This window comes from Streptomyces sp. NPDC002784 (genome assembly GCF_053592135.1).
Genome location: NZ_JBSFVD010000002.1, coordinates 468,511 through 490,314 on the forward strand (window position 1 = coordinate 468,511; position 21,804 = coordinate 490,314).

The window sequence follows — 21,804 nt, forward strand, 5'->3', positions numbered from 1 at the left end:
TGCCAGTCCCCGTCTCCCCGTCTCAGGGCCGCACGGTTCAGTTCCGCACGGTTCAGCCGCCCAGCTCCTGGTGGCGTGCCGTCAGGCCCGCCGTGCCCTCGTCCGTCAGGGAGCCGAACAGGCGCAGGCGGGAGATTCCGCCGTCCGGGTAGATGTCCACGCGCGCGTGGGTGCCCACCGCGGGGGCCGCGAGGAGGAAGCGGTGGTTCGTGTCGGGCTGGAGGCGGGTCCGGGGAAGGACCTCGTGCCAGTCACCGGACTCCCCGTCCCGCACCGACACCGACGCCCACCCGGCGCTGTTGCCCTTGAGGTACGCCGTGTCGATCTCGATGGCCCGGATCCGGGACTGGGCCACCAGCCGGTACCGGATCCAGTCGTTGCCCTGGTCCCGGCGCCGCCGTGTCTCCCAGCCGTCGTCCATCTTCCGGGACCGGCCCGGCTGGATCGTGTTGGTGGCCGGCGAGTAGAAGAGGTTCGACGCGTCCTCGACCTGGCCGCCGTTCTCCAGCGCGACCACGTCGAAGGCGCCCAGCGCCGACAGCCACGCCGGATCCGGGACCACCTCGCCGTACACCCGCAGCCGTGCGATGCCGCCGTCGGGATGCTGGTTGACCCGCAGGTGGGTGAAGCGCTGCTCGGCGGAGACGGCGAAGCCGTTCGCCGCGTGGCCCCCCACCGGCGTCCGCGCCACCAGCGTCGTCCACTTCACGTCGTCGCCGAGCAGTTCCTCCGGCGAGGGGGAGCCCGCGACCGACGTGCCCTCGACCGACACCGCCTGCGGGTAGTTGCCCCGGAAGTGCGCCGTGTCGACCACGATGCCGCGGATCACTCCCGGCGCTCCCAGGCGCACCAGCGCCCAGTCGTGGTCCTGCTCGGCCGGCCACGGGTGCTGAGCCGACACGCCCCGGCGGCGTCGCGTCTCCCAGCCGTCCATGATCTTGCCCTTGTGCCCGAAGTGCTCGGGGTCGAACTCGGCCCGTTCGGGCAGCAGCAGGTTCTCCCGCTGCGCGAAGAACTCGTCGTTGGCGGCGATGACACCGGCCCCGAGCTGCCGGTCGGCGAGGTTGGCGTACTGGGTGAAGGGGAAGTCCGCGGTGCGGTAGTCCGCGTACGGGTCACCGCCTCCGTACGGGTTCGCGTCGCCGGTGAAACTCACAATCGCCGTCACTTCATGTGCCTTTCGGGTGTCGGGGCTGGGCAGGGCGGTCAGGGGGTGCGGGTCAGCAGGTGTCCCCTCGGCTCCGTGAACTCGCCGTTCAGGACCACGCGTTCGCCGCGCAGCCAGGTCGACTTCACCACTCCGTACAGGGTCTTGCCCGCGTAGGCCGTCACCCGGTTGCGGTGCTGCAGGACCGCCGGGTCCACGGTGAACGTCTCGTCCGGTGCGAGGACCGCGAAGTCGGCGTCACGGCCGGCCTCGATGGCGCCCTTGCGCCCGTCCAGGCCCACGAGTTCCGCCGTGCGGGAGGACATCCAGCGCACCACGTCCTCCAGGCCGTGCCCGCGCCTGCGGGCCTCCGTCCACACGGCCGCGAGGCTCAGCTGGAGACCGGAGATACCGCCCCACGCGGTGGCGAAGTCGTCCGTCTTCAGGTCGGCCGTGGACGGCGAGTGGTCCGTGACCACGCAGTCGATCGTGCCGTCCGCCAGCGCCTGCCAGAGCAGGTCCTGGTTGGCGGACTCGCGGATCGGCGGGCAGCACTTGAACTCGCTGGCGCCGTCCGGGACTTCCTCGGCCGTCAGGGTCAGGTAGTGCGGGCAGGTCTCCACCGTCAGCCGTACTCCCGCCGCCTTCGCCTCGGCGATCAGCGGGAGCGCGTCCGAGGACGACAGATGCAGGACGTGCACCCGCGCGTCCAGCCGCCGCGCCTGCGCGATCAGCTGGGCGATCGCCGTGTCCTCCGCGTCGCGCGGGCGCGAGGCCAGGAAGTCGGCGTACTTGGGGCCGCCGTGCTGCGGGGCCGCCTCAAGGTGGTGCGGGTCCTCCGCGTGGACGATCAGCAGGCCGCCGAAGGAGGCGATCTCGGCCAGGGACTGGGCCAGTTGCTCCTGGTCCAGGTGCGGGAACTCGTCCACGCCGGACGGGGAGAGGAACGCCTTGAAGCCGAACACCCCCGCCTCGTGCAGCGGGCGCAGGTCCTTGACGTTGTCGGGCAGCGCGCCGCCCCAGAAGCCGACGTCGATGTGCGCCTTGTCGGCGGCGACCCGCTGCTTCACCCGCAGGTTCTCCACCGTCGTGGTCGGCGGGAGGGAGTTGAGCGGCATGTCGACGAGGGTGGTGATGCCACCGGCCGCCGCCGCGCGGGTGGCGGTCCAGAAGCCCTCCCACTCGGTGCGGCCGGGGTCGTTGACGTGCACGTGGGTGTCGACCAGGCCGGGCAGCAGGACGTCGTCGCCGAGATCCTCCACCCGGGCGTCCCCGACGGGCGCGTCGTACGGCAGTACGGCCGTGATCTTCCCGGCGGACACGGCGACCGATGCGGCCCGCGTCCCCTCCGGGGTGATGACGCGCGTCGAGCGCAGCACCAGTTCTACGTCGGACACCCGGGACCCCTCTCTCTGCCGCCGTCTGTCTCCGGCAACGGGATGAACTTCCACGCTACGGAATTCAACGTTCTGTTGAAGGAGTCTTCACTCCCGCTCCGGCGGCGTCAAGGGCAGACTGCCCCGTGAGGCATCCCGTGCGGCCACTCTGGACGTTTCCACAAAGCGGAATTAGAATTCCACCAAGCAGAACGTAGCTACGCACAAGCGGGGAGTCAACCGCCTGCCGGGTACGCTTCTGCCCTTCCCGCCAGCCTCGAAAGGAACGTGCCGTGCCGACGTCCAGCGCCAGCACCACCGACTCCGCCAAGTCCGCCAGCGGTGGCGTCCAGTCACTCGAGCGCGCCTTCGACCTGCTGGAGCGGATGGCGGACGCCGGCGGCGAGGTGGGCCTGAGCGAGCTCTCCGCGAGCAGCGGACTGCCGCTGCCCACCATCCACCGGCTGATGCGCACCCTGGTGGCCTGCGGTTACGTCCGCCAGCAGCCCAACCGGCGGTACGCCCTCGGCCCGCGTCTGATCCGCCTCGGCGAGTCCGCCGCCCGGCTGCTCGGCACCTGGGCCCGCCCCTATCTCGCCCGGCTGGTCGAGGAGACCGGCGAGACCGCCAACATGGCGCTGCTGGACGGGGACGAGATCGTCTACGTCGCCCAGGTGCCGTCCAAGCACTCGATGCGGATGTTCACCGAGGTCGGCCGGCGGGTGCTGCCGCACTCCACGGGCGTCGGCAAGGCCCTGCTGGCGACCACCCCGGACGCCGAGGTGCGCGCCCTGCTCTCCCGGACCGGCATGCCGGCCGCCACGGAGAAGACGATCACCACCGCGGACGGCTTCCTCGCGGCGCTGGCGGACGTGCGCCGCCTCGGGTACGCGGTCGACGACAACGAGCAGGAGATCGGGGTGCGCTGCCTCGCGGTGTCCGTGCCCGACTCCCCCACCGCCGCCGCGATCTCCATCTCCGGGCCGGCGGGGCGCGTCACCGAGGCCGCCACCGACCGGATCGTGCCCGTGCTCCAGCAGATCGCCCAGGAGCTCTCCGAGGCGCTGGCCACCCAGGCTCCCGCGTGACCGGCTTACTTCGCCGGCCGGGCCGGTACACCGACCGGCACGGCGCGCAGGACATCGTCTTCGAGACGGACGGCCGCGAGCTGATCCGTACGACGATCAGGGGCGTCCGCTTCGAGGGCGGGAGCATGGACTCGCTCGGCGCGCTGAGCGGGGAGCCGCCCGAGCCGATGTTCACCTCCGGGACGGGGAGCTGTGGTCCTGCCTGCTGGAGCGGGAGCTGACCGTGCCGGTGGAGGTCGAGGGGCAGGGCGAGCGGATCGCGGCCGTGCACTGCGCGATCTGGTATCCCGTGGAGACGGAGGACCTGACCGTCACCCTGCGCCTGGACGGGCGCGAGTACCGTGCCACGCGCCCCGACTTCGAGGACGCGCTGCACGAGATCGGGGCCGCCCTGCCCCCGCGGGCCCGCCTCAAGGCGTGCATCTCCTGTGCCTGGTCCGACTACCACCCGGTGGGCCACGGCATGATGAGCGGGCTGGCCTGCTTCCGGGGCGCCAAGGACGTCTACCGGCGGTGCGACGGCAAGAAGGGCCCCCACGGCATCCTCACGATCTGGCCGCGGCACACCGAGTTCGTCCAGGAGACCTGGCTCTGCGACCAGTTCGAGCACCGCACGTCGGACCGGGGCTACCGGGGGCCGTTCCCGTTCCGCGGCTGGGACTAGGGTCGGCCGGTGGGATCGTCCCGGCGCGGGCCCTGGCGCCGCTGCTGACCGAAGAGGTCCACCGCGTTCCGTACGTCCGTCAGCCCCCGCGACAGCGCGCTCACCGACCCGATGGCCCCGGCGATCAGCAGTAACGACCGCTGCAGCCGCGGGATCTCGGGCGCGCCGCCCGCCGTCATCGCGGCCAGTGCGGCGAGTTCGTCCTCCGCGATCCCCCGGTCCGGGAACTCGGCCGGGAGCGTGGCGAGTTGGCGGCGCAGCCGGGACACCGCGGTCCGCAGTTCCGCCACTCTCGGATCCTCGTCGCTGCCGGTCACCGGCCTCTGCCTCTGCCCCACGCTCCGCAACACAGTTCTCCCCCCGCGCACGCCGTTGTGCGCGTCCACGTCCTGGTCCCGCCGGGCCGGCCCCGGTGTGTCGGCCGGGGCCCGTGGGACGCGGGCCAGTAAACGCCACCGGTGCGCCGTGCGCCACCGCGCGGACCGAAATTCAGCCCCCGGAAACCGTGCCGCCCTCGTGCCGTCAGGTATGCAGGAGGAATGAAGCAGAACGAACAGCAGGTCGCCGGTCTGGTCCTCGCCGCGGGCGGGGGGCGCCGGCTCGGCGGGCGGCCCAAGGCCATGCTCCTCCGCCGCGGCCGCCCGCTCGTCGAGCACGCGGTCGGGGTGTTGCGCGCGGCCGGCTGCACCCGTGTCCATGTGGTCCTCGGGGCCGGTGCCGACGCCGTACGGGAGCGCGCGGAGCTCGGCGGCTGTGTGCTGGTGGACAACCCCGAGTGGGAGCGGGGCATGGGGTCCTCGCTGCGGGCGGGCCTCGCCTCGCTCACCGGAACGGGTGCACGGGCCGCACTGGTCTCGCTCGTCGACCAGCCCGGCATCGGCAGCCGGGCGGCGGCCCGGGTGCTCGCCGCCTACGACGGGGAGTCGTCGCTGGTCTCGGCCGCCTACGCGGGCGTACGCGGGCATCCGGTGCTGTTCGGCGCCGCGCACTGGGCGGGGATCGTCCGGGCCGCGACCGGGGACCAGGGGGCGCGCGGTTACCTCAGGGAGCACGCGGACGCGGTCCGGCTGGTGGAGTGCGGGGACGTGGCGCAGCCGTACGACATCGACACCGAGGCCGACCTGGTCCACCTTGAGAGAGACCTCGAGTGAGCGAGGTGGCACTGAGCGACACCTTCTGTCGACTCAGAGAATCTCGACATCAACAAACCATTGAAGTTCCACAATGAGGAAACTACTATCCACTGTTCAGAAGCGTCCGCCCGCACAGCGGGCGCTCGTCGACCCAGGCGTGCCGCTTGGCACCCGGTGCCACCGCTGAAGGAAGTGACAGCTCATGTCCGCACCAGCGCCGTCCCCGCTGGCCATCGTCGACGCCGAGCCCCTGCCCCGGCAGGAGGAGGTCCTCACCGACGCGGCCCTCGCCTTCGTGGCCGAGCTGCACCGCCGGTTCACGCCCCGGCGTGATGAACTCCTCGCCCGCCGTGCCGAGCGCCGCGCCGAGATCGCCCGCACCTCCACCCTCGACTTCCTCCCGGAGACCGCCGCCGTGCGCGCGGACGACTCCTGGAAGGTGGCCCCGGCCCCCGCCGCCCTGAACGACCGGCGCGTGGAGATCACCGGCCCCACCGACCGCAAGATGACCATCAACGCCCTGAACTCGGGCGCCCGGGTCTGGCTCGCCGACTTCGAGGACGCCTCGGCTCCGACCTGGGAGAACGTGGTCCTCGGCCAGCTCAACCTGATCGACGCCTACACCCGCAGCATCGACTTCACCGACCCGAGGTCGGGCAAGTCGTACGCCCTGAAGCCCGAGGCGGAGCTCGCCACCGTGGTCATGCGGCCGCGTGGCTGGCACCTGAACGAGCGTCACCTGCAGATCGACGGGCAGCCGGTGCCCGGCGCCTTCGTCGACTTCGGCCTGTACTTCTTCCACAACGCACAGCGCCTGCTCGACCTCGGCAAGGGCCCGTACTTCTACCTCCCGAAGACCGAGTCGCATCTGGAGGCCCGCCTCTGGAACGACGTGTTCGTCTTCGCGCAGGACTACGTCGGCATCCCGCAGGGCACCGTCCGCGCGACCGTCCTGATCGAGACGATCACGGCCGCGTACGAGATGGAGGAGATCCTCTACGAACTGCGCGACCACGCCTCGGGGCTGAACGCCGGCCGCTGGGACTACCTGTTCTCCATCGTCAAGAACTTCCGGGACGGCGGCGCCAGGTTCGTCCTGCCGGACCGCAACGCGGTGACGATGACGGCGCCGTTCATGCGGGCCTACACCGAACTCCTCGTCCGCACCTGCCACAAGCGCGGCGCACACGCGATCGGCGGCATGGCGGCCTTCATCCCGTCCCGCCGGGACGAGGAGGTCAACAAGGTCGCCTTCGAGAAGGTGAAGGCGGACAAGGACCGCGAGGCCAACGACGGCTTCGACGGCTCCTGGGTCGCCCACCCCGACCTGGTGCCGATCGCCATGGCCTCCTTCGACGCGGTCCTCGGCGACCGGCCGAACCAGAAGGACCGCCTGCGCGAGGACGTCCACGTCGAGGCGGCCGACCTGATCGCCATCGACTCCCTGGACGCCAGGCCGACGTACGACGGCCTGGTCAACGCCGTTCAGGTGGGCATCCGTTACATCGAGGCCTGGCTGCGCGGGCTCGGTGCGGTCGCCATCTTCAACCTCATGGAGGACGCGGCCACCGCCGAGATCTCCCGCTCCCAGATCTGGCAGTGGATCAACGCGGGCGTCGAGTTCGAGAACGGCGAGAAGGCCACGCCCGAGCTGGCCCGCAAGGTCGCCGCCGAGGAGCTGTCGAACATCCGCCAGGAGATCGGCGAGGAGGCCTTCGCGGCCGGGCACTGGCAGCAGGCGCACGACCTGCTGCTCCAGGTCTCCCTCGACGCCGACTACGCCGACTTCCTGACGCTGCCCGCGTACGAGCAGCTCAACGGCTGAGCTACTGCGGCGCGGCCTTGTCCGAGTGGCCCAGGGACTTTCCCGGGGCCACTCGGTCGCGTACGGCCCGCTTCACGGCCGTGGGCTCCGGGAAGCCCTGTTCGCGGCGGTCCCAGACCACCTCGCCGTCGACGCGGACCATGAACACCCCGCCCTTGCCGGGCTTCAGCGCCAGTTCGGACAGCTCCGACTCGAAGGTGATGAGCAGTTCCTGCGCCAGCCAGGCCGCGCGCGGCAGCCAGCGGCACTGGGTGCAGTACTCGATCTCCACACGGCCACTCATCGGAGGTGCACCGACCAATCCTGTTCGGCCGCGGGCTTGCCGTGCAGGTCGGGGACCTGCTTGAGCCACGCGGGGCGTCCTTGCTGTGTCCTCGCCGCCCGCTCGGCCTCCTCGGCGGCGAGTTCCTCGCGGGTGGGGAAGTCCGTGGGCAGCCATGCCGCGGAGGCCCGCACGCGCGCGTGCAGGTACGTGACGTAGGCGTCGCGCGCCTCGTCCGGGGAGGCGTGGTCGGTGAGCCAGGCGTCCGGTACCTCGGCCGTGATCGACCGCAGCAGCTCCTCGGTGACCCGGGGCGCGAGCTCGGCGTCGGCGGCGCGGACGTCGGGGCCGTAGTGGCCGAGGGCGTGATGGCGGAAGTCGTACGCCTTCGCCGGGTCGGAGGCGTCCCAGCGGTGGTGGAAGACCAGCGCCGCGCCGTGGTCGATCAGCCACAGCCGCGGGGGCACGGTGCCGAGGGTGGGCCACACCATCAGGTTGGAGCTGTGCACGGTGCGGTCGACGTTGACGGTGAGGGCGTCCAGCCAGACGATCCGGCCCGCCTCCAGCGGATCGACCGGGAAGTGCCGGGCCAGCTCCGGCGTGAAGTCCTTCGCGCCGGGCAGGAAGTCCATCCCGAGATTGATCCCCGCGCTGGCGCCGTGCAGCTCCCGCACCTCCTGGTGGGGCTCCCGGTCCGCGATCGCCGGGTCGAAGTGCACCAGGACCAGCTCGGGGAAGCGCAGCCCCAGCGCGCGGGCCAGCTCGCCCACGATCACCTCGGCGACCAGCGCCTTGCGGCCCTGTGCGGAGCCGGTGAACTTCACGACGTAGGTGCCCAGGTCGTCGGCCTCGACGACGCCGGGCACGGAGCCGCCGGACCGCAGCGGGGTCACGTATCGCACACCTGTCACTTCACGCAGCACACCGGCCAGCCTAAGCGAGGCCGGTCGCGGCCAGCGGGTTGGGCAGGGGGCGGTAGCGGGCGTCGGCGCCGTCGGCGCCGGTCCAGCGCAGCAGCAGGTTGGTCTTGCCGGGGAGGGTGGGCGCGGTGAGCAGGGCGGGGATCTCGGGCAGGTCGTGGGCGGCGAGGGCCCGGCGCACGGCGGGCCAGGGGTCGAGGCCGGGGTGGCGTTCGGCGAGGGCCCCGGCCACCTCCCACAGGTGGTTGACCACCAGGCAGTACACCAGCCGCTCCCACCCGGCGGCCCGGTCCGCGTCGGCCGGCAGCTTCACGCCCTCGGCGTCCCGGTACAGCGCCTGCACCGGGGTGCCTTCGGCGTCGACGGCGACCAGCGTGTTCTGCAGGTGCGCCTCCAGGACGACGCCGTGGTCGGCGAAGGCCCTGAGGGCGGGCGGTACGACCGCGGCCAGGTAGGCGTCCCACCAGCCCGCCGGGTCCCGCGTGGTGTCGAGCGGGCTGCCCGGGAAGCCCTCCACGAGGCCCGCCGCGAGGAGCGGCGTCGCCCCGGGACGCAGGTGCGGGCGGAACCCGTCGCGGACGAGGACGGCCAGCTCCTCGAAGGCGAAGTCGGCCGTACGGTAGCCGCGGTCGCTGAGCCAGGCGCCGGGGCCGGTGGTGAACGCCCGCACCACGGCCGAGTCGGTCCTGCGGAGTCTGCGCAGGTCGTGGCGCCACAGCCGGCGGATGTCGTTGGTGATGCGGACATCGAGGCTGAACTTCAGGAAGAGATCGCGCTCGGGGACGTACACCGTGCGGACGGCGGCCGTCGGCCAGGCCGGGAAGCCGGTCGTGCCGAGGCGGATCAGCAGGCCGTCGGCGAAGGCTTCGCCCAGGTCGACCAGGTCGAGCTGCCAGGGGTGGGCGGGCAGCAGCCGGTAGCCGGGGGGCGCCTCGCCGAGGGCGTCCAGGGCGGCGGTGTCGCCCTCCTCCTCGACCCGGTCCTCGCGCACCCCGAGCAGGACCAGCGGAAAGCGGGCGTACGCCTCGGGCGCGTACGGCAGCCAGCCCGCCACCGGTCCGCCGCCGCGCGCCTTCGGGGCGGGGTGGTGCGGGTGGCCGGTGACCAGGGACTGTTCGGAGCGCAGATACGGGTCGGCGGGCGGGGCCGCCCGGTCCCGCGCGGTGAGCAGCGCGGCGACCGCGTCCCGGCTGTCGGCCATCTCGGCGGGCAGCTCGTGGTTGTCCAGGCCGGTGTGATGGCGCAGTTCCTCCGCGACGAGTTTCACCAGTTCGGGGTGGCCGACGGGGCGCCAGCGGCCGTCCGCGCGGACCTCCGGGCCGGCCGGACGGCGCTCGCCGCGCACCCGCAGCAGGCGGCCGCTGGGCAGCCGGTACACCTGGGGTCCGGCCGGTTGGGCCACCTCCCGCAGCAGGCAGTTGAGCAGGGGGGCCGCCGCGAGGGCGTCCGCGCGGGTCGCTGCGTCGGCGTCGGCGGGCGGGGGCATGAGGTCCACGCGGTTCACTCGTTCTCTACGGTCCGTTCGGGCGGAGAAGATCAGTATCGCTGTCGTCGTCGCCCGACCTGACCTCCCACTCGTACCCGAGGAGCCCGACCGTGCACCGTCCCCCCACCGCCGAGGCCGAGGTAGCGGCCGAGTTGGCCGATGTCCGCCCCGGTCTGGCGTCCCGGTACGCGGCCGGGCTGCCCGGCGCCCGGGCGGCCGTGCTGACCCGGCTGTGGCGGGCGCTCGCCCATGAGCCGCTGCCGTGGGTCGCCGCCCGCGAGAACGGCCGGGATGGCCTCACCCTGCGCCTGGGCGACGGCCGCCGGCTGCACGGACCGCACGCGGACCCGTACGCCACCGCCGCCCATGTCACCGCCGTACGGCTCGACGGGACCGAGTACCGCGATCCGGCGCGGCTGGTGACCGGCCTGGGGGTGGCGCGGGGTACGGCGTTCGTGGCCGAACTCGGGCACAGCGTGGCCTCGTTGGCGCTGTCCCGGGCCGGGCAGCCGGATGCCCCGCAGGAGTGGCCGGACAGCGACTGGGAGTGGGAGCAGCGGGTGGTGGACGGGCATCCGTACCACCCCACCTGCCGTTCGCGCCCCGGGTTCTCGGTGGCCGAACAGCTCGCGTACGGGCCCGAGCACCGGCCGCTGGTGGAGCTGGGCCTGTGGCCGGTGCCGGCGGCCGAGGCGCTGCTGACCGGCAGCTGGCCGGACGAACTGCGCGACGGCAGCCGCCTGTTGCTGCCGGTGCATCCGTGGCAGGCGGCGCATGTGCTCAAGCGCCCCTGTGAGCGCTCGATCCCCGGCGCGCGTCCGCTGATGTCCCTGCGCACCCTCGCGCTGCCCGGCGGACCGCACGTGAAGACGGCGCTGAGCGCCCGGCTGACCTCGTCGGTGCGGGACATCTCGGTGTACTCCATCGCCCTGGCGGCCACCCTGTCCGCGTTCGCGGAGTCGCTGGCCGCCCGCACCGACGGCCTGCTGCACATCACCCGCACCCTGGGTGCGGCCACCGCGGACTCCCCCGATCTCGCCGCCGTACTGCGGGAATCGCCGCAGCGGTACGCCGGTCCCGGCGAGCGCGTGGTGCCGGTGGCCGCGCTCGCCACCACCGACCTGCCCGCCCGCCCCGGCTGGCTCGCCTCCTTCGCCCGGCTCGCCCTCATCGTCGGCTTGCGGCTGCTGGAGCTGGGCGTGGCGCTGGAGGCGCACGGCCAGAACCTGCTCGTCGTGCTGGGCGCCGACGGCACCCCGCTGCGCCTCGTCTACCGCGACCTCGCCGACATCCGGGTCAGCCCGGCCCGGCTGACCCGGCACGGCATCCCGGTGCCCGAGCTGACCGGCCGGATCGTGACGGACGACGAAACCACCCTGCGCCGCAAGCTGTTCGGCTCGCTGGTGGCGGGCGCGCTCGCCGGTACGGCGGGCTCGGCGGCGGCCCTGGGGGCGGCGCTGGAGACGGCCGTACGGGATCTGCCGCGCACGCCCGATCTGGCCGTGCTGCGCGCGGAGCCGCTGCCCGCGAAGGCGCTGACGCTGATGCGGCTGTCGCCGCGGACGCCCGGGGACCAGTGGGCGCGGCTGCCCAACCCCCTGAAGGTGAGCGGCCGTTTTGGAGCCGGACACCTCTGATCATTAGGATCCGCCGATGATCACAAGAACACGGCTGGCGGCGGGGGCCTGTGCCCTGCTCGCCGCGCTGACGGCCGGGACGGCGTTCCCGGCCGGGGCGGCGGCCGGCGAACCCACGGGCGAGGACGCGCCGAAGGTGAACCTCGTGCTCGACGTCAGCGGTTCCATGCGGGCGCGGGACATCGACGGCCAGTCCCGGATGGCCGCGGCGAAGCAGGCGTTCAACGAGGTGCTCGACGCCACGCCCGAGGAGGTCGAGCTGGGCATCCGGACGCTGGGCGCCAACTACCCGGGCGACAACCAGAAGACGGGCTGCAAGGACACCGCGCAGCTGTACCCGGTCGGCCCGCTGGACCGTACCGAGGCCAAGACGGCGGTGGCGACGCTCACGCCCACCGGCTGGACCCCGATCGGTCCGGCGCTGCTGAAGGCGGCCGACGACCTCGACGGCGGCACCGGCTCCAAGCGCATCGTGCTGATCAGCGACGGCGAGGACACCTGCGCCCCGCTGGACCCGTGCGAGGTGGCGCGGGAGATCGCCGCCAAAGGCATCGGGCTGACCATCGACACGCTCGGCCTGGTCCCCAGCACCAAGATGCGGCAGCAGCTGAGCTGTATCGCGGAGGCGACCGGCGGCACCTACACCTCGGTGGAGCACACCGACGAACTCACCGACCGGGTCAACCAGTTGGTGGACCGGGCGGCCGACCCCGTGGTGACACCGGTGGCGGCCGAGGGCGCCGACCGGTGCGCGCAGGCGCCCACCCTGGAGTCGGGCCTGTACACCGACCGCGCCGAGTCCGGGCAGCAGCGCTGGTACCGGGTGGACGTCGAGCCGGGGCAGGAACTGCGCGCCTCGCTGAGCGTGGGCGCGGACCGGGCGGTGAACCCCTCCTACGGCGTGCTGCTGCGGGCGGTGACCGTGCACGGCCGGGAGATCGTGCGCGGCGAGGCCGCGGGCAACGGCCGTACGGACGTGATCTCGACCGGCCTGCGCTATCCGAAGGCGGAGAGCGACGAGGCGTCCACCGAGGGCGTGTGCCTTCAGGTCACGCACTCGTTCTCGGCGGCCGCCGGGGTCAAGACCACGCCCGGTCTGCCGCTGGAGCTGACGGTCGACGTCGTGGACGGTCCGTCGGAGTCGGGCGACGTGGCCTCCTTCGGGCTCGGGCGGGGCTGGTGGCTGCTCGGCACGCTGATCCTGACCGGCTTCCTGGCGGGGCTGATCTGGGGCTGGGTGTCGCGCTGGCGGGTCGCGGTCTGGAGGACCAACTGATGAGGTTCATACGTCCCTTGAGCGCGGCCCTGCTGATGCTGGGGCTCGCGGCGGCCCCCGCCGCGGCGGCCGAGGCGCCGACCGAGGCGGGCACGTCCTTCCGTACGGCGGTGGAGATCGAGCAGGGCCAGGACGCCACCGCCGGCGGTTCCGCGGGTGACTACCTGTACTGGTCGTTCCCGGCGGACGCCGGGCAGCGGCCCACCGTCAGGGCGACGGTGCGGCTCCCCGAGACGCACGCCGCCGAGACCTGGCAGATCGACGTCTACGACGGACTGCGGCGCCGTCAGGCCTGCCAGTACGGCGCCCAGACGCGCACCGCCGCAGCGGACGCCGCGTCCGTGGAGCTGACCTGCGTGCTGCGCACGGTCCGCGCCTGGTCGGAGCCGTGGGCGAACGACCCGCTGCCGGGCACCTATTACGTCCGGCTGACCGTGGTGGACCTCGCGACGGCCGACCTGGGTCTGCCGGTGGACGCCTCGGTGCGGGTCGACTCCAAGGACATCGGCGGGGCGGCGGCGGTGGACGGCTCGCTGGCGAAGCCGCTGGTGCCGGGGATCGCGATGAAGTCCGGTGCGGACGAGGAGAGTCCGGCGGTGCTGTCCAGCATCGATCCGGAGGACGGCTGGGCGTCCGGCTGGTGGTCCGACCGCTGGCTGTGGACGGCGGCGGGCGGTGTGCTGGCCGCGCTGGCCGGTGTCGGCGGGTACGCGCTGTCGCGCGGCTCGGGACGGCCGCCGGGGGTCTGATCCTCGGCCCGGGGCCCGTCGCACTCCGGTGCGGCGGGCCCTTCGCTATGCCTCCCGCAGGGCCTTGGCGAGGGTCCCGTCGCCGGTCACGGTGATCCGGCCGTCCCGTACCGCGTCCGGGACGCTCAACTCCCCCCGCGCCACCGCCGTACAGGTGCCGGTGTCCAGCTCCAGACGCGCGTCGGGCTCGGCCGGTGCGGGGCCCTCACCGTAGACGGGCCCCTCCTCGGTGCCGGCGTGCAGATGGAACTCGCCCTCCTCCAGCCGCACTTCGACGAGCCCCTCGCCCGGAAGGAGGCTGAGCAGCGGCAGCGCGAACCAGTGGGCGCGTACGGCGTCGGTCGGCCGGCGCTCGCCCAGCTCGGCCCGGCCCCACGCCCCGAGGGCCTGGAGGACCGGCAGCAACTGCCGTCCGCGCGGGGTGAGTTCGTAGACGTAGGCCGCGCCGGGCGGGGGCAGCCGGCGCCGGGTGGTCAGCCCGTCCCGTTCCATGTCCTTCAGCCGTGAGGCGAGCACGTCGGTGCTCACGCCCGGGAGATCCGCGTGCAGGTCGGTGTAGCGGCGCGGACCGGCCAGCAGTTCGCGGACGATCAGCAGGGTCCAGCGGTCGCCGACGGCATCGAGGGCGCGGGCGGCGGAACAGTACTGGTCGTAGCTTCGGCGTGGCGACATGGAACGCAGTCTAGACATGTCATTGGACTTTCCAAGCACGGACTTGGTAAAACCAAGTAACACCAGATACCGGAGGGGCGCGCGCATGGAGTTCCGGCAGTCGAACAAGCTCAGCGAGGTCTGTTACGAGATCCGCGGCCCGGTGATCGAGCACGCCGACGCACTGGAGAAGGCGGGCCACAGCGTGCTGCGCCTGAACACCGGCAACCCCGCGCTCTTCGGCTTCGAGGCGCCGGAGGAGATCCTCCAGGACATGATCCGGATGCTCCCCCAGGCGCACGGCTACACCGACTCCCGGGGCGTGCTCTCCGCCCGCCGGGCCGTCGCGGGGCGCTACCAGACCCTGGGCCTGGAGGTCGACGTCGACGACGTCTTCCTCGGCAACGGCATCTCCGAGCTGATCTCGATGGCCGTGACCGCGCTGGTCGAGGACGGCGACGAGATCCTGATCCCGGCGCCCGACTTCCCCCTCTGGACGGCCGTCACCACCCTCGCGGGCGGCAAGGCGGTGCACTACCGCTGCGACGAACGGGCCGACTGGTACCCGGACCTGGACGACATGGCGGCGAAGATCACCGACCGCACCAAGGCGGTCGTCATCATCAATCCGAACAACCCGACCGGCGCCGTGTACCCGAAGGAGATCATCGAGGGCATCCTCGACCTCGCCCGCCGGCACGGCCTGATGGTCTTCGCGGACGAGATCTACGACCAGATCCTGTACGACGGCGCGGTCCACCACTCGGCCGCCGCCCTCGCCCCCGACCTGGTCGTCCTGACCTTCTGCGGACTGTCGAAGACCTACCGGGTGGCGGGCTTCCGCTCGGGCTGGCTGGTCGTCACCGGCCCCAAGCAGCACGCCAGGAACTACCTGGAGGGCCTGACCATGCTGGCCTCCATGCGGCTGTGCGCCAACGCGCCCGCGCAGTACGCCATCCAGGCCGCGCTGGGCGGCCGCCAGTCCATCCACGAGCTGACCGCGCCGGGCGGCCGGCTGCACGAACAGCGCACCGTGGCCTGGGAGAAGCTCAACGAGATCCCCGGCGTCTCCTGCGTCAAGCCGAAGGGCTCGCTGTACGCCTTCCCGCGCCTGGACCCCAAGGTCCACCAGATCCACGACGACGAGAAGTTCGTCCTGGACCTGCTCCTGCGCGAGAAGATCCAGGTCGTCCAGGGCACCGGCTTCAACTGGCCCACCCCCGACCACTTCCGCATCCTCACGCTTCCGCACGCGGAGGACCTGGAGGCGGCGATCGGCCGCATCGGCCGCTTCCTCAGCGGGTACCGCCAGTAGCCTGGGTGCCATGGGTGATCTTCTGCTGGTGCGGCACGGTGAGACCTCGTGGTCCCGTTCGGGGCGGCACACCGGTTTGACGGACGTGCCGCTGACGGAGCAAGGGCGCGAGGAGGCGCGGCGGCTGGTGCCGTTGATCCGCTCGCACCGGATCGGTGCCGCGTTCGTCAGCCCGCTGCAACGGGCCCGCGAGACGGCCGAGCTGATCGGCCTGGCCTCGCCCCGGCTCGATCCCGACCTGCGGGAGTGGGACTACGGCGGCTACGAGGGCATCACGACCGTCGAGATCCAGCGGGAGCGGCCCGGCTGGTTCCTGTTCACCGACGGGGTCGCGCCGGGTCCGCCGGACCATCCCGGGGAGAGCCCCGCGCAGGTCGGGGAACGCGCCGACCGGATGCTGGCCAAGGTCGACGCCGCGCTCGCCAACACCGAGGGCGTCGTCGTCCTGGTGGCGCACGGTCACTTCCTGCGGGTGCTCACGGCCCGGCGGCTCGGGCTGCCCCCGGCGAACGGCGCGCTGTTCCAGCTGGCCACCGGGACCGTGTGCCGGCTGGGCACCGAGCACGGGCGGCCGGTGATCGCGGGGTGGAATGTCAGACCCGGGTCGTAGCCTTCGAAGCGGTGGGGAAACCGCTTGAGAGGAGCACGCCGTGACACGACCGCCGACCGCCGCGCAGCGGCGTGTGATCGACTCCGCCGACCCGGTCACCGGGCGGCTGCGCGGTGGCACGGAGACCCAGCTCGCGGCCCTGGTCAAGCGCGGGCTCGCCTTCCGGCACCCCCGGCCGCCGCACGATCACTTCCTGACCCCGGCGGGCCACCGGATACGGGAGACGGCGGACGTCCCGGCTGTGCCGGCCGTACGGGCGCCCGCCGCCGAGTCCGGGGTGTTCGCCGCGCGCATCGGCGGCGAGGAGGAACCGCCCGCCGGCGGTCCGGGCCGGCTGCGCGAGGTGCGCGGTGCCTGGGAAGGGCTGGTGGAGCTGCGCCGGATGACCAACCCGGACGGCGCCACCGACCGGCCGTGCGGCTGGGAGCGTACGCATCTGGTGCAGGCCGCCGCGCTGGCACTGGAGGCCGCCGGGCACCCGCCCGCCGGACCCGACGGCACCGACGGCTACCGGGTGCGGGCCACCCCGCAGCCGGAGGCGGTGGCCGTGCACGGACCCGACGCCGAGGGTCTGCAGGCGTGCGCGGGGACCCTGGAGCAGGGGGGCTGGCAGGTGAGCGAGCACACGGATCCCCGTACCCGCGCGCGATATCTGCTGGCGTCGCCGCGCCGGACGTGAGGAGGATGCCACGATCACCGCACAGGGCATCGACGACGAGAAGAGGAAGTCCGTGAGCGAGCCGTTCTCCGTCCGGATCACCGTCCGTGGCTACGAGACCGACGTACAGGGTCACCTCAACCAGAGCGTGTACCTCAACTACGCGGAGCACGCCCGCTGGTCGCTGCTCCAGGCGGCCGGCATCAGCCAGACGGGACTGATCTCCCAGGGGATCGGGCCGGTCGCCCTGGAGACGACCATCCGCTACCGGCGCGAGCTGCTGGCGGGCGACGAGGTCGACGTGTCCTGCGCCTTCGTGTGGGGCGAGGGCAAGACCTTCCGCATCGAGCAGACCATCACCAAGGCGGACGGCACCGTGGCGGCCGAGGTCACCGGCGTCGGCGGCCTGCTGCACCTGACCGAGCGCCGGCTGGTGGCGAATCCGCAGGGCTGCTTCAAGGAGCTGGCCACCGACCCGGGAGCGTTCGGGCTCTGAGACTGGCGAAGGCGGCGGGGGCGGTGACCGGCCCCCGCCGCCTCCCTGTTGAAGGGCCCTCGGGTCAGGACGTCGCCGGGGCCGTTCGGGGCGGGCCCGTGAGTTCTTCGCCTGATTCCATCGGGTGGGTGACGTCCTCCGCGTCCTGGTTCCTGCCGAGGTGGTTGAAGACCAGGTTCAGCAGCACCGCCACCACACAGCCCGTCGAGATGCCCGAGTCCAGGACGATCCGGGCGGTCTCCGGGAAGGCGTGGTAGAACTCCGGGGCGGAGATCGGGATGATGCCGACCGCCAGCGAGACCGCCACGATCAGGACGTTGTTGTCCTTCTCCAGGCCGGCGCGGACCAGGGTCTGGATACCGCTCGCCGCGACCGAGCCGAACAGCACCACGCCCGCCCCGCCCAGCACCGGCCGCGGTACCACCGCGATCAGCGAGGCGGCCATCGGGCACAGGCCCATCAGGACCAGGAATCCGCCGCCCGCGGCCACGACGTACCGGCTGCGGATCTTCGTCATCGCGACCAGGCCGATGTTCTGGGCGAAGGCGCTGCACATGAAGCCGTTGAAGAGCGGGCTGATCGCCGAGCCGAGGGTGTCGGCGCGCAGGCCCGCCGCGATCGTCTTCTCGTCGGCCGGGCGGTCCACGATCTCGCCCAGCGCCAGCATGTCCGCGGTGGACTCGGTCATCGAGACCACCATCACCACGCACATCGAGATGATCGCGGCGACCTGGAACTGCGGCGCCCCGAAGTGGAACGGCGACGGGAACCCGATCACGCTCGCCTCCGCCACCGGGCCGAAGTCCGTGACACCGAACGGGATGGCGATCAGGGTGCCGCCGACCAGGCCCAGGAGTACCGCGATCTGCTTGACGAAGCCCCGCGTGAAGCGGCGCAGCAGCAGCACCAGGAGCAGCGTCACCGCCGCCAGCGTCAGGTTCGTACTCGAACCGAAGTCGTCCGCCGCGGGGTTGGGGCCCTGCGCCCAGCCGAAGGCCACCGGCAGGAGCGAGACGCCGATCAGGGTGATCACCGTGCCGGTGACCACCGGGGGGAAGAAGCGGACCATCTTGCTGAAGAACGGGGCCGCTATGAAGCCCAGCAGTCCCGCGACGATCACCGCCCCGAAGATGATCGGCAGCGCGTCGGACTTGTCGTCGGTGGCGGCGACGATCGCGGTCATGGGGGCGACACCTGCGAAGGTGACGCCGTTGACGAAGGGCAGACGGGCGCCGATGTTCCAGATGCCGAGCGTCTGGAGGAAGGTGGCGAGACCGGCCGTGAAGAGGCAGGCACCGGTGAGGAAGGTCAGTTCGGTGGCGCTGAGACCGACGGCCGCACCGACGATCAGGGGCGGGGCGACGACGCCCGCGTACATGGCGGCCACATGCTGCAGGCCGGTGGTCGCCATTTTCAGGGCGGGGAGTTTCTCGTCGACGGGGTGGGCGGACACGGGCGGCTCCTCCGGTCGGTTAACAGCACGTCGGCTCTGACGTGGGTTTCAAGGAGGTGGTGCGCGGTCGTGCGGGACCGTTGAAACCGTGGAACGTTGAAGAGAGGACGGGAGGCCGTTCCGGGGCGCACACATTGATGCGCGCCCCGGAGACGGCCGCCATGGACCCCGCTCGGGTCCACGGCCACCGGTCGAGGGCCGTCCCCCCCGACCGGAGATCTTCAACCGGTCAGCCCTGCGCGGCGATCCGCGCCAGGCGCTGCGCCTGCTCCCGGGTGGAGCGGGCGATGGTGTCCTCGTCGACCGTGAGCAGCCGGTTGTCCGCCACGATCTGCTCGCCGCCCACGAAGGAGGCGGTCACCGGGGCCGCGGCGCCGAAGACCAGCGCGGTCACCGGGTCGGCGATCGAGGCGTGGGCCAGCGTGTCGAGCTTCCACAGCACCAGGTCGGCCAGCTTGCCCGGCTCCAGCGAGCCGATCTCGGCCGCGCGGCCGAGCACCTGGGCGCCGCCGTGGGTGCCCAGGCGCAGCGCCTGACGGGCGCTCAGGGCGGCCTCGCGGTGGGCGCCGAGGCGGTTGATGAGCAGCGCGTTGCGCAGCTCGGTGTGCAGCTCGCCCGACTCGTTGGAGGCCGTGCCGTCGACGCCGAGGCCGACCGGGACGCCGGCCGCCAGCATGTCGGGGACGCGGGCGATGCCGGCCGCGAGACGGGCGTTGGACGAGGGACAGTGGGCGACACCGGTCTTGGTCCGGGCGAACGCGGCGATGTCGGAGTCGTTCATGTGGACGCAGTGCGCCATCCACACGTCCTCGCCGAGCCAGCCGGTGGACTCGAAGTAGTCGGTCGGGCCCATGCCGAACAGCTCGTGGCAGAACTTCTCCTCCTCGACCGTCTCCGAGCCGTGGGTGTGCAGCCGTACGCCGAGGCTGCGGGCCAGCTCGGCGCCCCGGCGCAGCAGGTCGGTGGAGACGGAGAAGGGGGAGCAGGGCGCGACGGCGACCTGGGTCATCGCGTCGAAGGAGGCGTCGTGGTGCTCCTTGACGGTGGCCTCGGTCGCGGCGAGCGCGCCGTCCAGGGTCTCGACGGCGAAGTCCGGGGGCAGGCCGCCGTCCTTCTCGCTGCGGTCCATCGAGCCGCGGGCGAGGGTGAAGCGGACGCCCATCTCGCGGGCGGCGCGGATGATCGAGCCGGACAGGTCGCCGGAGCCCTGCGGGAAGACGTAGTGGTGGTCCATCGCGGTGGTGACACCGCCGCGGGCCATCATGGCCAGCGAGCCCTGCGCGGCCGAGTACGTCATCTGCTCGTCGATGCGCGCCCAGGTCGGGTAGAGGGCGACGAGCCAGTTGAAGAGGTTGTGGTCGGTGGCCAGGCCCCGGGTGATCCACTGGTAGAAGTGGTGGTGGGTGTTGACCAGGCCGGGGGTGACGAGGTGGCCGGTGGCGTCGATGCGCCGGACCACGTTCTCCAGGCCGTCGGGGGCCCTGCCCGCGCCCAGCGCCTCGATGCGATTGCCGTTGAGGACGACGTGACCCGAGGCGTACTCGGTGTCGTTCGCGTCGACGGTCGCGATCGCACAGTTGTCGATGACGATGCGCTGGTTGGCTGCCATGGTTCGTCCTTTGCGCTGTTGTGGAGAGGGCACGGCAGGACCCGGGAGATTTGAGTGCCGCGGCCGGGTGCACAAGTCCCGGCCGCGGGTGCCGAGATGGTGTTGCTAGAGGTTGGTGAGGTCCACCGGGATCCTCGGCTCGCAGCCGTCCCGCAGGATGGTGGCCTCGATCAGGCCGTAGGGGCGGTCCGCGGCGTAGTAGACCTCGTTGTCGTTCTTCAGCCCGAACGGCTCCAGGTCCACCAGGAAGTGGTGCTTGTTCGGGAGCGAGAAGCGCACCTCGTCGATCTCGCTGCGGTTGTTGATGATGCGCGAGCCCATCTGGTACAGCGTCTGCTGCAGCGAGAGCGAGTAGGTCTCGGCGAAGGCCTGGAGCATGTGCTTCTTCACCTGCTCGTAGGACTTCTCCCAGTTGGGCATCTTCTGCTCGTCGTCGGTCCAGTTGAACCGCCAGCGGCCGGAGACCTGGGTCGCGAGGATCCGGTCGTAGGCCTCCTGGAGGGTCGTGTACTTGTCCTTGACGTAGCCCCAGAACTCGGAGTTGGTGGAGTTCATCACGGTCAGGTCCTTCAGACCCGAGACGACCTCCCACGACGAGCCGTCGTAGGTGATCTGCGTGACGCGGGTCTCCTGGCCCTTGCGCACGAAGGAGTGCTTGACCTCGTCGGCGCCGATGAACCGGGAGTTGGCGTCGGAGGTCGCGATCCGCTCCCAGGCGTACTCCTCGATGCGGATCCGCGCGATCTCGATCGGCTCCTGCGAGGTGACGAAGTGCCGGGCGAGGTGGATGCCGAACTGCTCGGCCGACTCGATGCCGTACTCCTTGGCGAACGCGTACACCGTGTTCTTGGTGGTGTCGGTCGGCAGGACGTTGGCATTGGAGCCGGAGTAGTGGACCTCGTCCATGTCGCCGCTCAGCGCCACGGATACGTTGAGGTCCTTGATGTGGTGGGTGGCGCCGTCCCGCGTGATCTTGACGACTCGGTTCTCGGCCTTGCCGTACTGGTTCTGTCCCAGGATGGTGGGCATTTAGCTAGCTCCCTCGGTAAACGGAGTAGCCGAACGGGTTGAGCAGCAGCGGTACGTGGTAGTGCTCGCCCGGCACGACGGCGAACGTGATCGCCACCTCCGGGAAGAACACGGCGGCACCGCTGTCCCGATTCGCGGGGGCGTCCTGCTGCGCATCGGCTTGCTTCTTCTCGAAGTACGGCTCCACGGCGAAGTCGAGCCGTACGTGGGTGGTCCCCTCCGGCAGGGCGGGGAGGTCCTTGCACCGGCCGTCCGCGTCGGTCGCGGAGCCGCCGAGCGTCCGCCAGTCGCCTCCTTGCCCGTACTGGGCGGACCGGCCGCCGCGGGCCGAGAGCTCGACGGCGACGCCCTCGGCGGGGCGGCCGGCGCTGGTGTCCAGGATGTGCGTGGACACGGAAGCGGTGGTGCTGGTGCTCATGG

Annotated in this window: 21 protein-coding genes and 1 pseudogene; 11 read left to right on the forward strand and 11 right to left on the reverse strand. The window is 72.0% G+C overall.

Annotated elements, in window-relative coordinates:
- Window positions 1–52 precede the first annotated feature (52 nt).
- Entirely contained in the window at window positions 53–1,168 is a 1,116-nt protein-coding gene (alc, locus tag ACWD1Z_RS06750) for an allantoicase (protein WP_451116136.1), read from the reverse strand.
- Window positions 1,169–1,206: 38 nt separating this feature from the next.
- On the reverse strand, window positions 1,207–2,544 hold the full coding sequence (gene allB / locus ACWD1Z_RS06755; protein ID WP_451116137.1) for an allantoinase AllB: 1,338 nt from the start codon (window positions 2,542–2,544) through the stop codon (window positions 1,207–1,209).
- A gap of 272 nt (window positions 2,545–2,816) precedes the next feature.
- Here allB and ACWD1Z_RS06760 point away from each other — a divergent pair, with 272 nt between their 5' ends.
- The gene (locus ACWD1Z_RS06760) at window positions 2,817–3,611 is read left to right on the forward strand and encodes an IclR family transcriptional regulator (protein ID WP_451116139.1); all 795 of its coding nucleotides are present in this window, start codon (window positions 2,817–2,819) and stop codon (window positions 3,609–3,611) included.
- A pseudogene (locus ACWD1Z_RS06765) lies at window positions 3,608–4,275 on the forward strand (DUF6304 family protein). Before ACWD1Z_RS06760 ends, ACWD1Z_RS06765 begins: the two are co-directional and overlap by 4 nt.
- Here ACWD1Z_RS06765 and ACWD1Z_RS06770 read toward each other — a convergent pair.
- A complete protein-coding gene (locus ACWD1Z_RS06770; protein ID WP_451116141.1) occupies window positions 4,272–4,625 on the reverse strand; it encodes a DUF5955 family protein in 354 nt (117 codons plus the stop codon). The pseudogene ACWD1Z_RS06765 and the gene ACWD1Z_RS06770 overlap by 4 nt on opposite strands.
- Before the next feature lie 189 nt (window positions 4,626–4,814).
- On the opposite strand from ACWD1Z_RS06770, the gene ACWD1Z_RS06775 reads away from it, so the two are divergent.
- A complete protein-coding gene (locus ACWD1Z_RS06775; RefSeq protein WP_451116142.1) occupies window positions 4,815–5,426 on the forward strand; it encodes a nucleotidyltransferase family protein in 612 nt (203 codons plus the stop codon).
- Between the two features lie 184 nt (window positions 5,427–5,610).
- Window positions 5,611–7,233 carry a malate synthase A gene (gene aceB / locus ACWD1Z_RS06780; RefSeq protein ID WP_451116144.1) on the forward strand — a complete coding sequence of 541 codons (1,623 nt, stop codon included), beginning with the start codon at window positions 5,611–5,613 and terminating at the stop codon, window positions 7,231–7,233.
- Between the two features lies 1 nt (window position 7,234).
- Here aceB and ACWD1Z_RS06785 read toward each other — a convergent pair whose 3' ends face one another.
- The 3 genes from ACWD1Z_RS06785 to ACWD1Z_RS06795 are packed head-to-tail and all read right to left on the reverse strand — an operon-like array spanning window position 7,235 to window position 9,919.
- On the reverse strand, window positions 7,235–7,516 hold the full coding sequence (locus ACWD1Z_RS06785) for a SelT/SelW/SelH family protein (protein ID WP_451116146.1): 282 nt from the start codon (window positions 7,514–7,516) through the stop codon (window positions 7,235–7,237).
- On the reverse strand, window positions 7,513–8,418 hold the full coding sequence (locus ACWD1Z_RS06790) for a HipA family kinase (RefSeq protein WP_451116148.1): 906 nt from the start codon (window positions 8,416–8,418) through the stop codon (window positions 7,513–7,515). Before ACWD1Z_RS06790 ends, ACWD1Z_RS06785 begins: the two co-directional genes overlap by 4 nt.
- 10 nt (window positions 8,419–8,428) lie before the next feature.
- Window positions 8,429–9,919: an IucA/IucC family protein gene (locus tag ACWD1Z_RS06795; RefSeq protein WP_451116150.1), complete on the reverse strand. Its 1,491-nt coding sequence runs from the start codon at window positions 9,917–9,919 to the stop codon at window positions 8,429–8,431.
- A gap of 92 nt (window positions 9,920–10,011) precedes the next feature.
- On the opposite strand from ACWD1Z_RS06795, the gene ACWD1Z_RS06800 reads away from it, so the two are divergent.
- The 3 genes from ACWD1Z_RS06800 to ACWD1Z_RS06810 are packed head-to-tail and all read left to right on the forward strand — an operon-like array spanning window position 10,012 to window position 13,563.
- Window positions 10,012–11,538, forward strand: coding sequence for an IucA/IucC family protein (locus ACWD1Z_RS06800; protein WP_451116152.1), 1,527 nt, complete (start codon window positions 10,012–10,014; stop codon window positions 11,536–11,538).
- A 16-nt stretch (window positions 11,539–11,554) separates the two neighbouring features.
- Complete coding sequence (locus ACWD1Z_RS06805; protein WP_451116154.1) at window positions 11,555–12,814, forward strand: VWA domain-containing protein; 1,260 nt, start codon at window positions 11,555–11,557, stop codon at window positions 12,812–12,814.
- The gene (locus ACWD1Z_RS06810) at window positions 12,814–13,563 is read left to right on the forward strand and encodes a hypothetical protein (protein WP_451116155.1); all 750 of its coding nucleotides are present in this window, start codon (window positions 12,814–12,816) and stop codon (window positions 13,561–13,563) included. Before ACWD1Z_RS06805 ends, ACWD1Z_RS06810 begins: the two co-directional genes overlap by 1 nt.
- 45 nt (window positions 13,564–13,608) lie before the next feature.
- On the opposite strand, the gene ACWD1Z_RS06815 is transcribed toward ACWD1Z_RS06810, so the two are convergent.
- Window positions 13,609–14,235 (reverse strand): winged helix-turn-helix transcriptional regulator, encoded by a 627-nt coding sequence (locus tag ACWD1Z_RS06815; RefSeq protein ID WP_451116157.1) that lies wholly within the window; start codon window positions 14,233–14,235, stop codon window positions 13,609–13,611.
- A gap of 85 nt (window positions 14,236–14,320) precedes the next feature.
- Here ACWD1Z_RS06815 and ACWD1Z_RS06820 point away from each other — a divergent pair, with 85 nt between their 5' ends.
- The 4 genes from ACWD1Z_RS06820 to ACWD1Z_RS06835 are packed head-to-tail and all read left to right on the forward strand — an operon-like array spanning window position 14,321 to window position 17,293.
- Entirely contained in the window at window positions 14,321–15,529 is a 1,209-nt protein-coding gene (locus tag ACWD1Z_RS06820) for a pyridoxal phosphate-dependent aminotransferase (protein WP_451116159.1), read from the forward strand.
- A 10-nt stretch (window positions 15,530–15,539) separates the two neighbouring features.
- Entirely contained in the window at window positions 15,540–16,139 is a 600-nt protein-coding gene (locus ACWD1Z_RS06825) for a histidine phosphatase family protein (RefSeq protein ID WP_451116161.1), read from the forward strand.
- Window positions 16,140–16,179: 40 nt separating this feature from the next.
- A complete protein-coding gene (locus tag ACWD1Z_RS06830) occupies window positions 16,180–16,818 on the forward strand; it encodes a hypothetical protein (RefSeq protein ID WP_451116162.1) in 639 nt (212 codons plus the stop codon).
- Between the two features lie 52 nt (window positions 16,819–16,870).
- Complete coding sequence (locus ACWD1Z_RS06835) at window positions 16,871–17,293, forward strand: acyl-CoA thioesterase (protein WP_451116164.1); 423 nt, start codon at window positions 16,871–16,873, stop codon at window positions 17,291–17,293.
- 64 nt (window positions 17,294–17,357) lie between these two features.
- Here ACWD1Z_RS06835 and ACWD1Z_RS06840 read toward each other — a convergent pair whose 3' ends face one another.
- The 4 genes from ACWD1Z_RS06840 to uraH form a co-directional block, all read right to left on the reverse strand.
- A complete protein-coding gene (locus ACWD1Z_RS06840) occupies window positions 17,358–18,746 on the reverse strand; it encodes a nucleobase:cation symporter-2 family protein (RefSeq protein ID WP_451116166.1) in 1,389 nt (462 codons plus the stop codon).
- Between the two features lie 229 nt (window positions 18,747–18,975).
- Window positions 18,976–20,355, reverse strand: a complete 1,380-nt coding sequence (locus ACWD1Z_RS06845; protein ID WP_451116168.1) for an 8-oxoguanine deaminase — start codon at window positions 20,353–20,355, stop codon at window positions 18,976–18,978.
- Window positions 20,356–20,460: 105 nt separating this feature from the next.
- Window positions 20,461–21,384 (reverse strand): factor-independent urate hydroxylase, encoded by a 924-nt coding sequence (gene pucL / locus ACWD1Z_RS06850; RefSeq protein WP_451116169.1) that lies wholly within the window; start codon window positions 21,382–21,384, stop codon window positions 20,461–20,463.
- 4 nt (window positions 21,385–21,388) lie between these two features.
- Window positions 21,389–21,802 (reverse strand): hydroxyisourate hydrolase, encoded by a 414-nt coding sequence (gene uraH / locus ACWD1Z_RS06855; RefSeq protein ID WP_389420534.1) that lies wholly within the window; start codon window positions 21,800–21,802, stop codon window positions 21,389–21,391.
- Window positions 21,803–21,804: the final 2 nt, after the last annotated feature.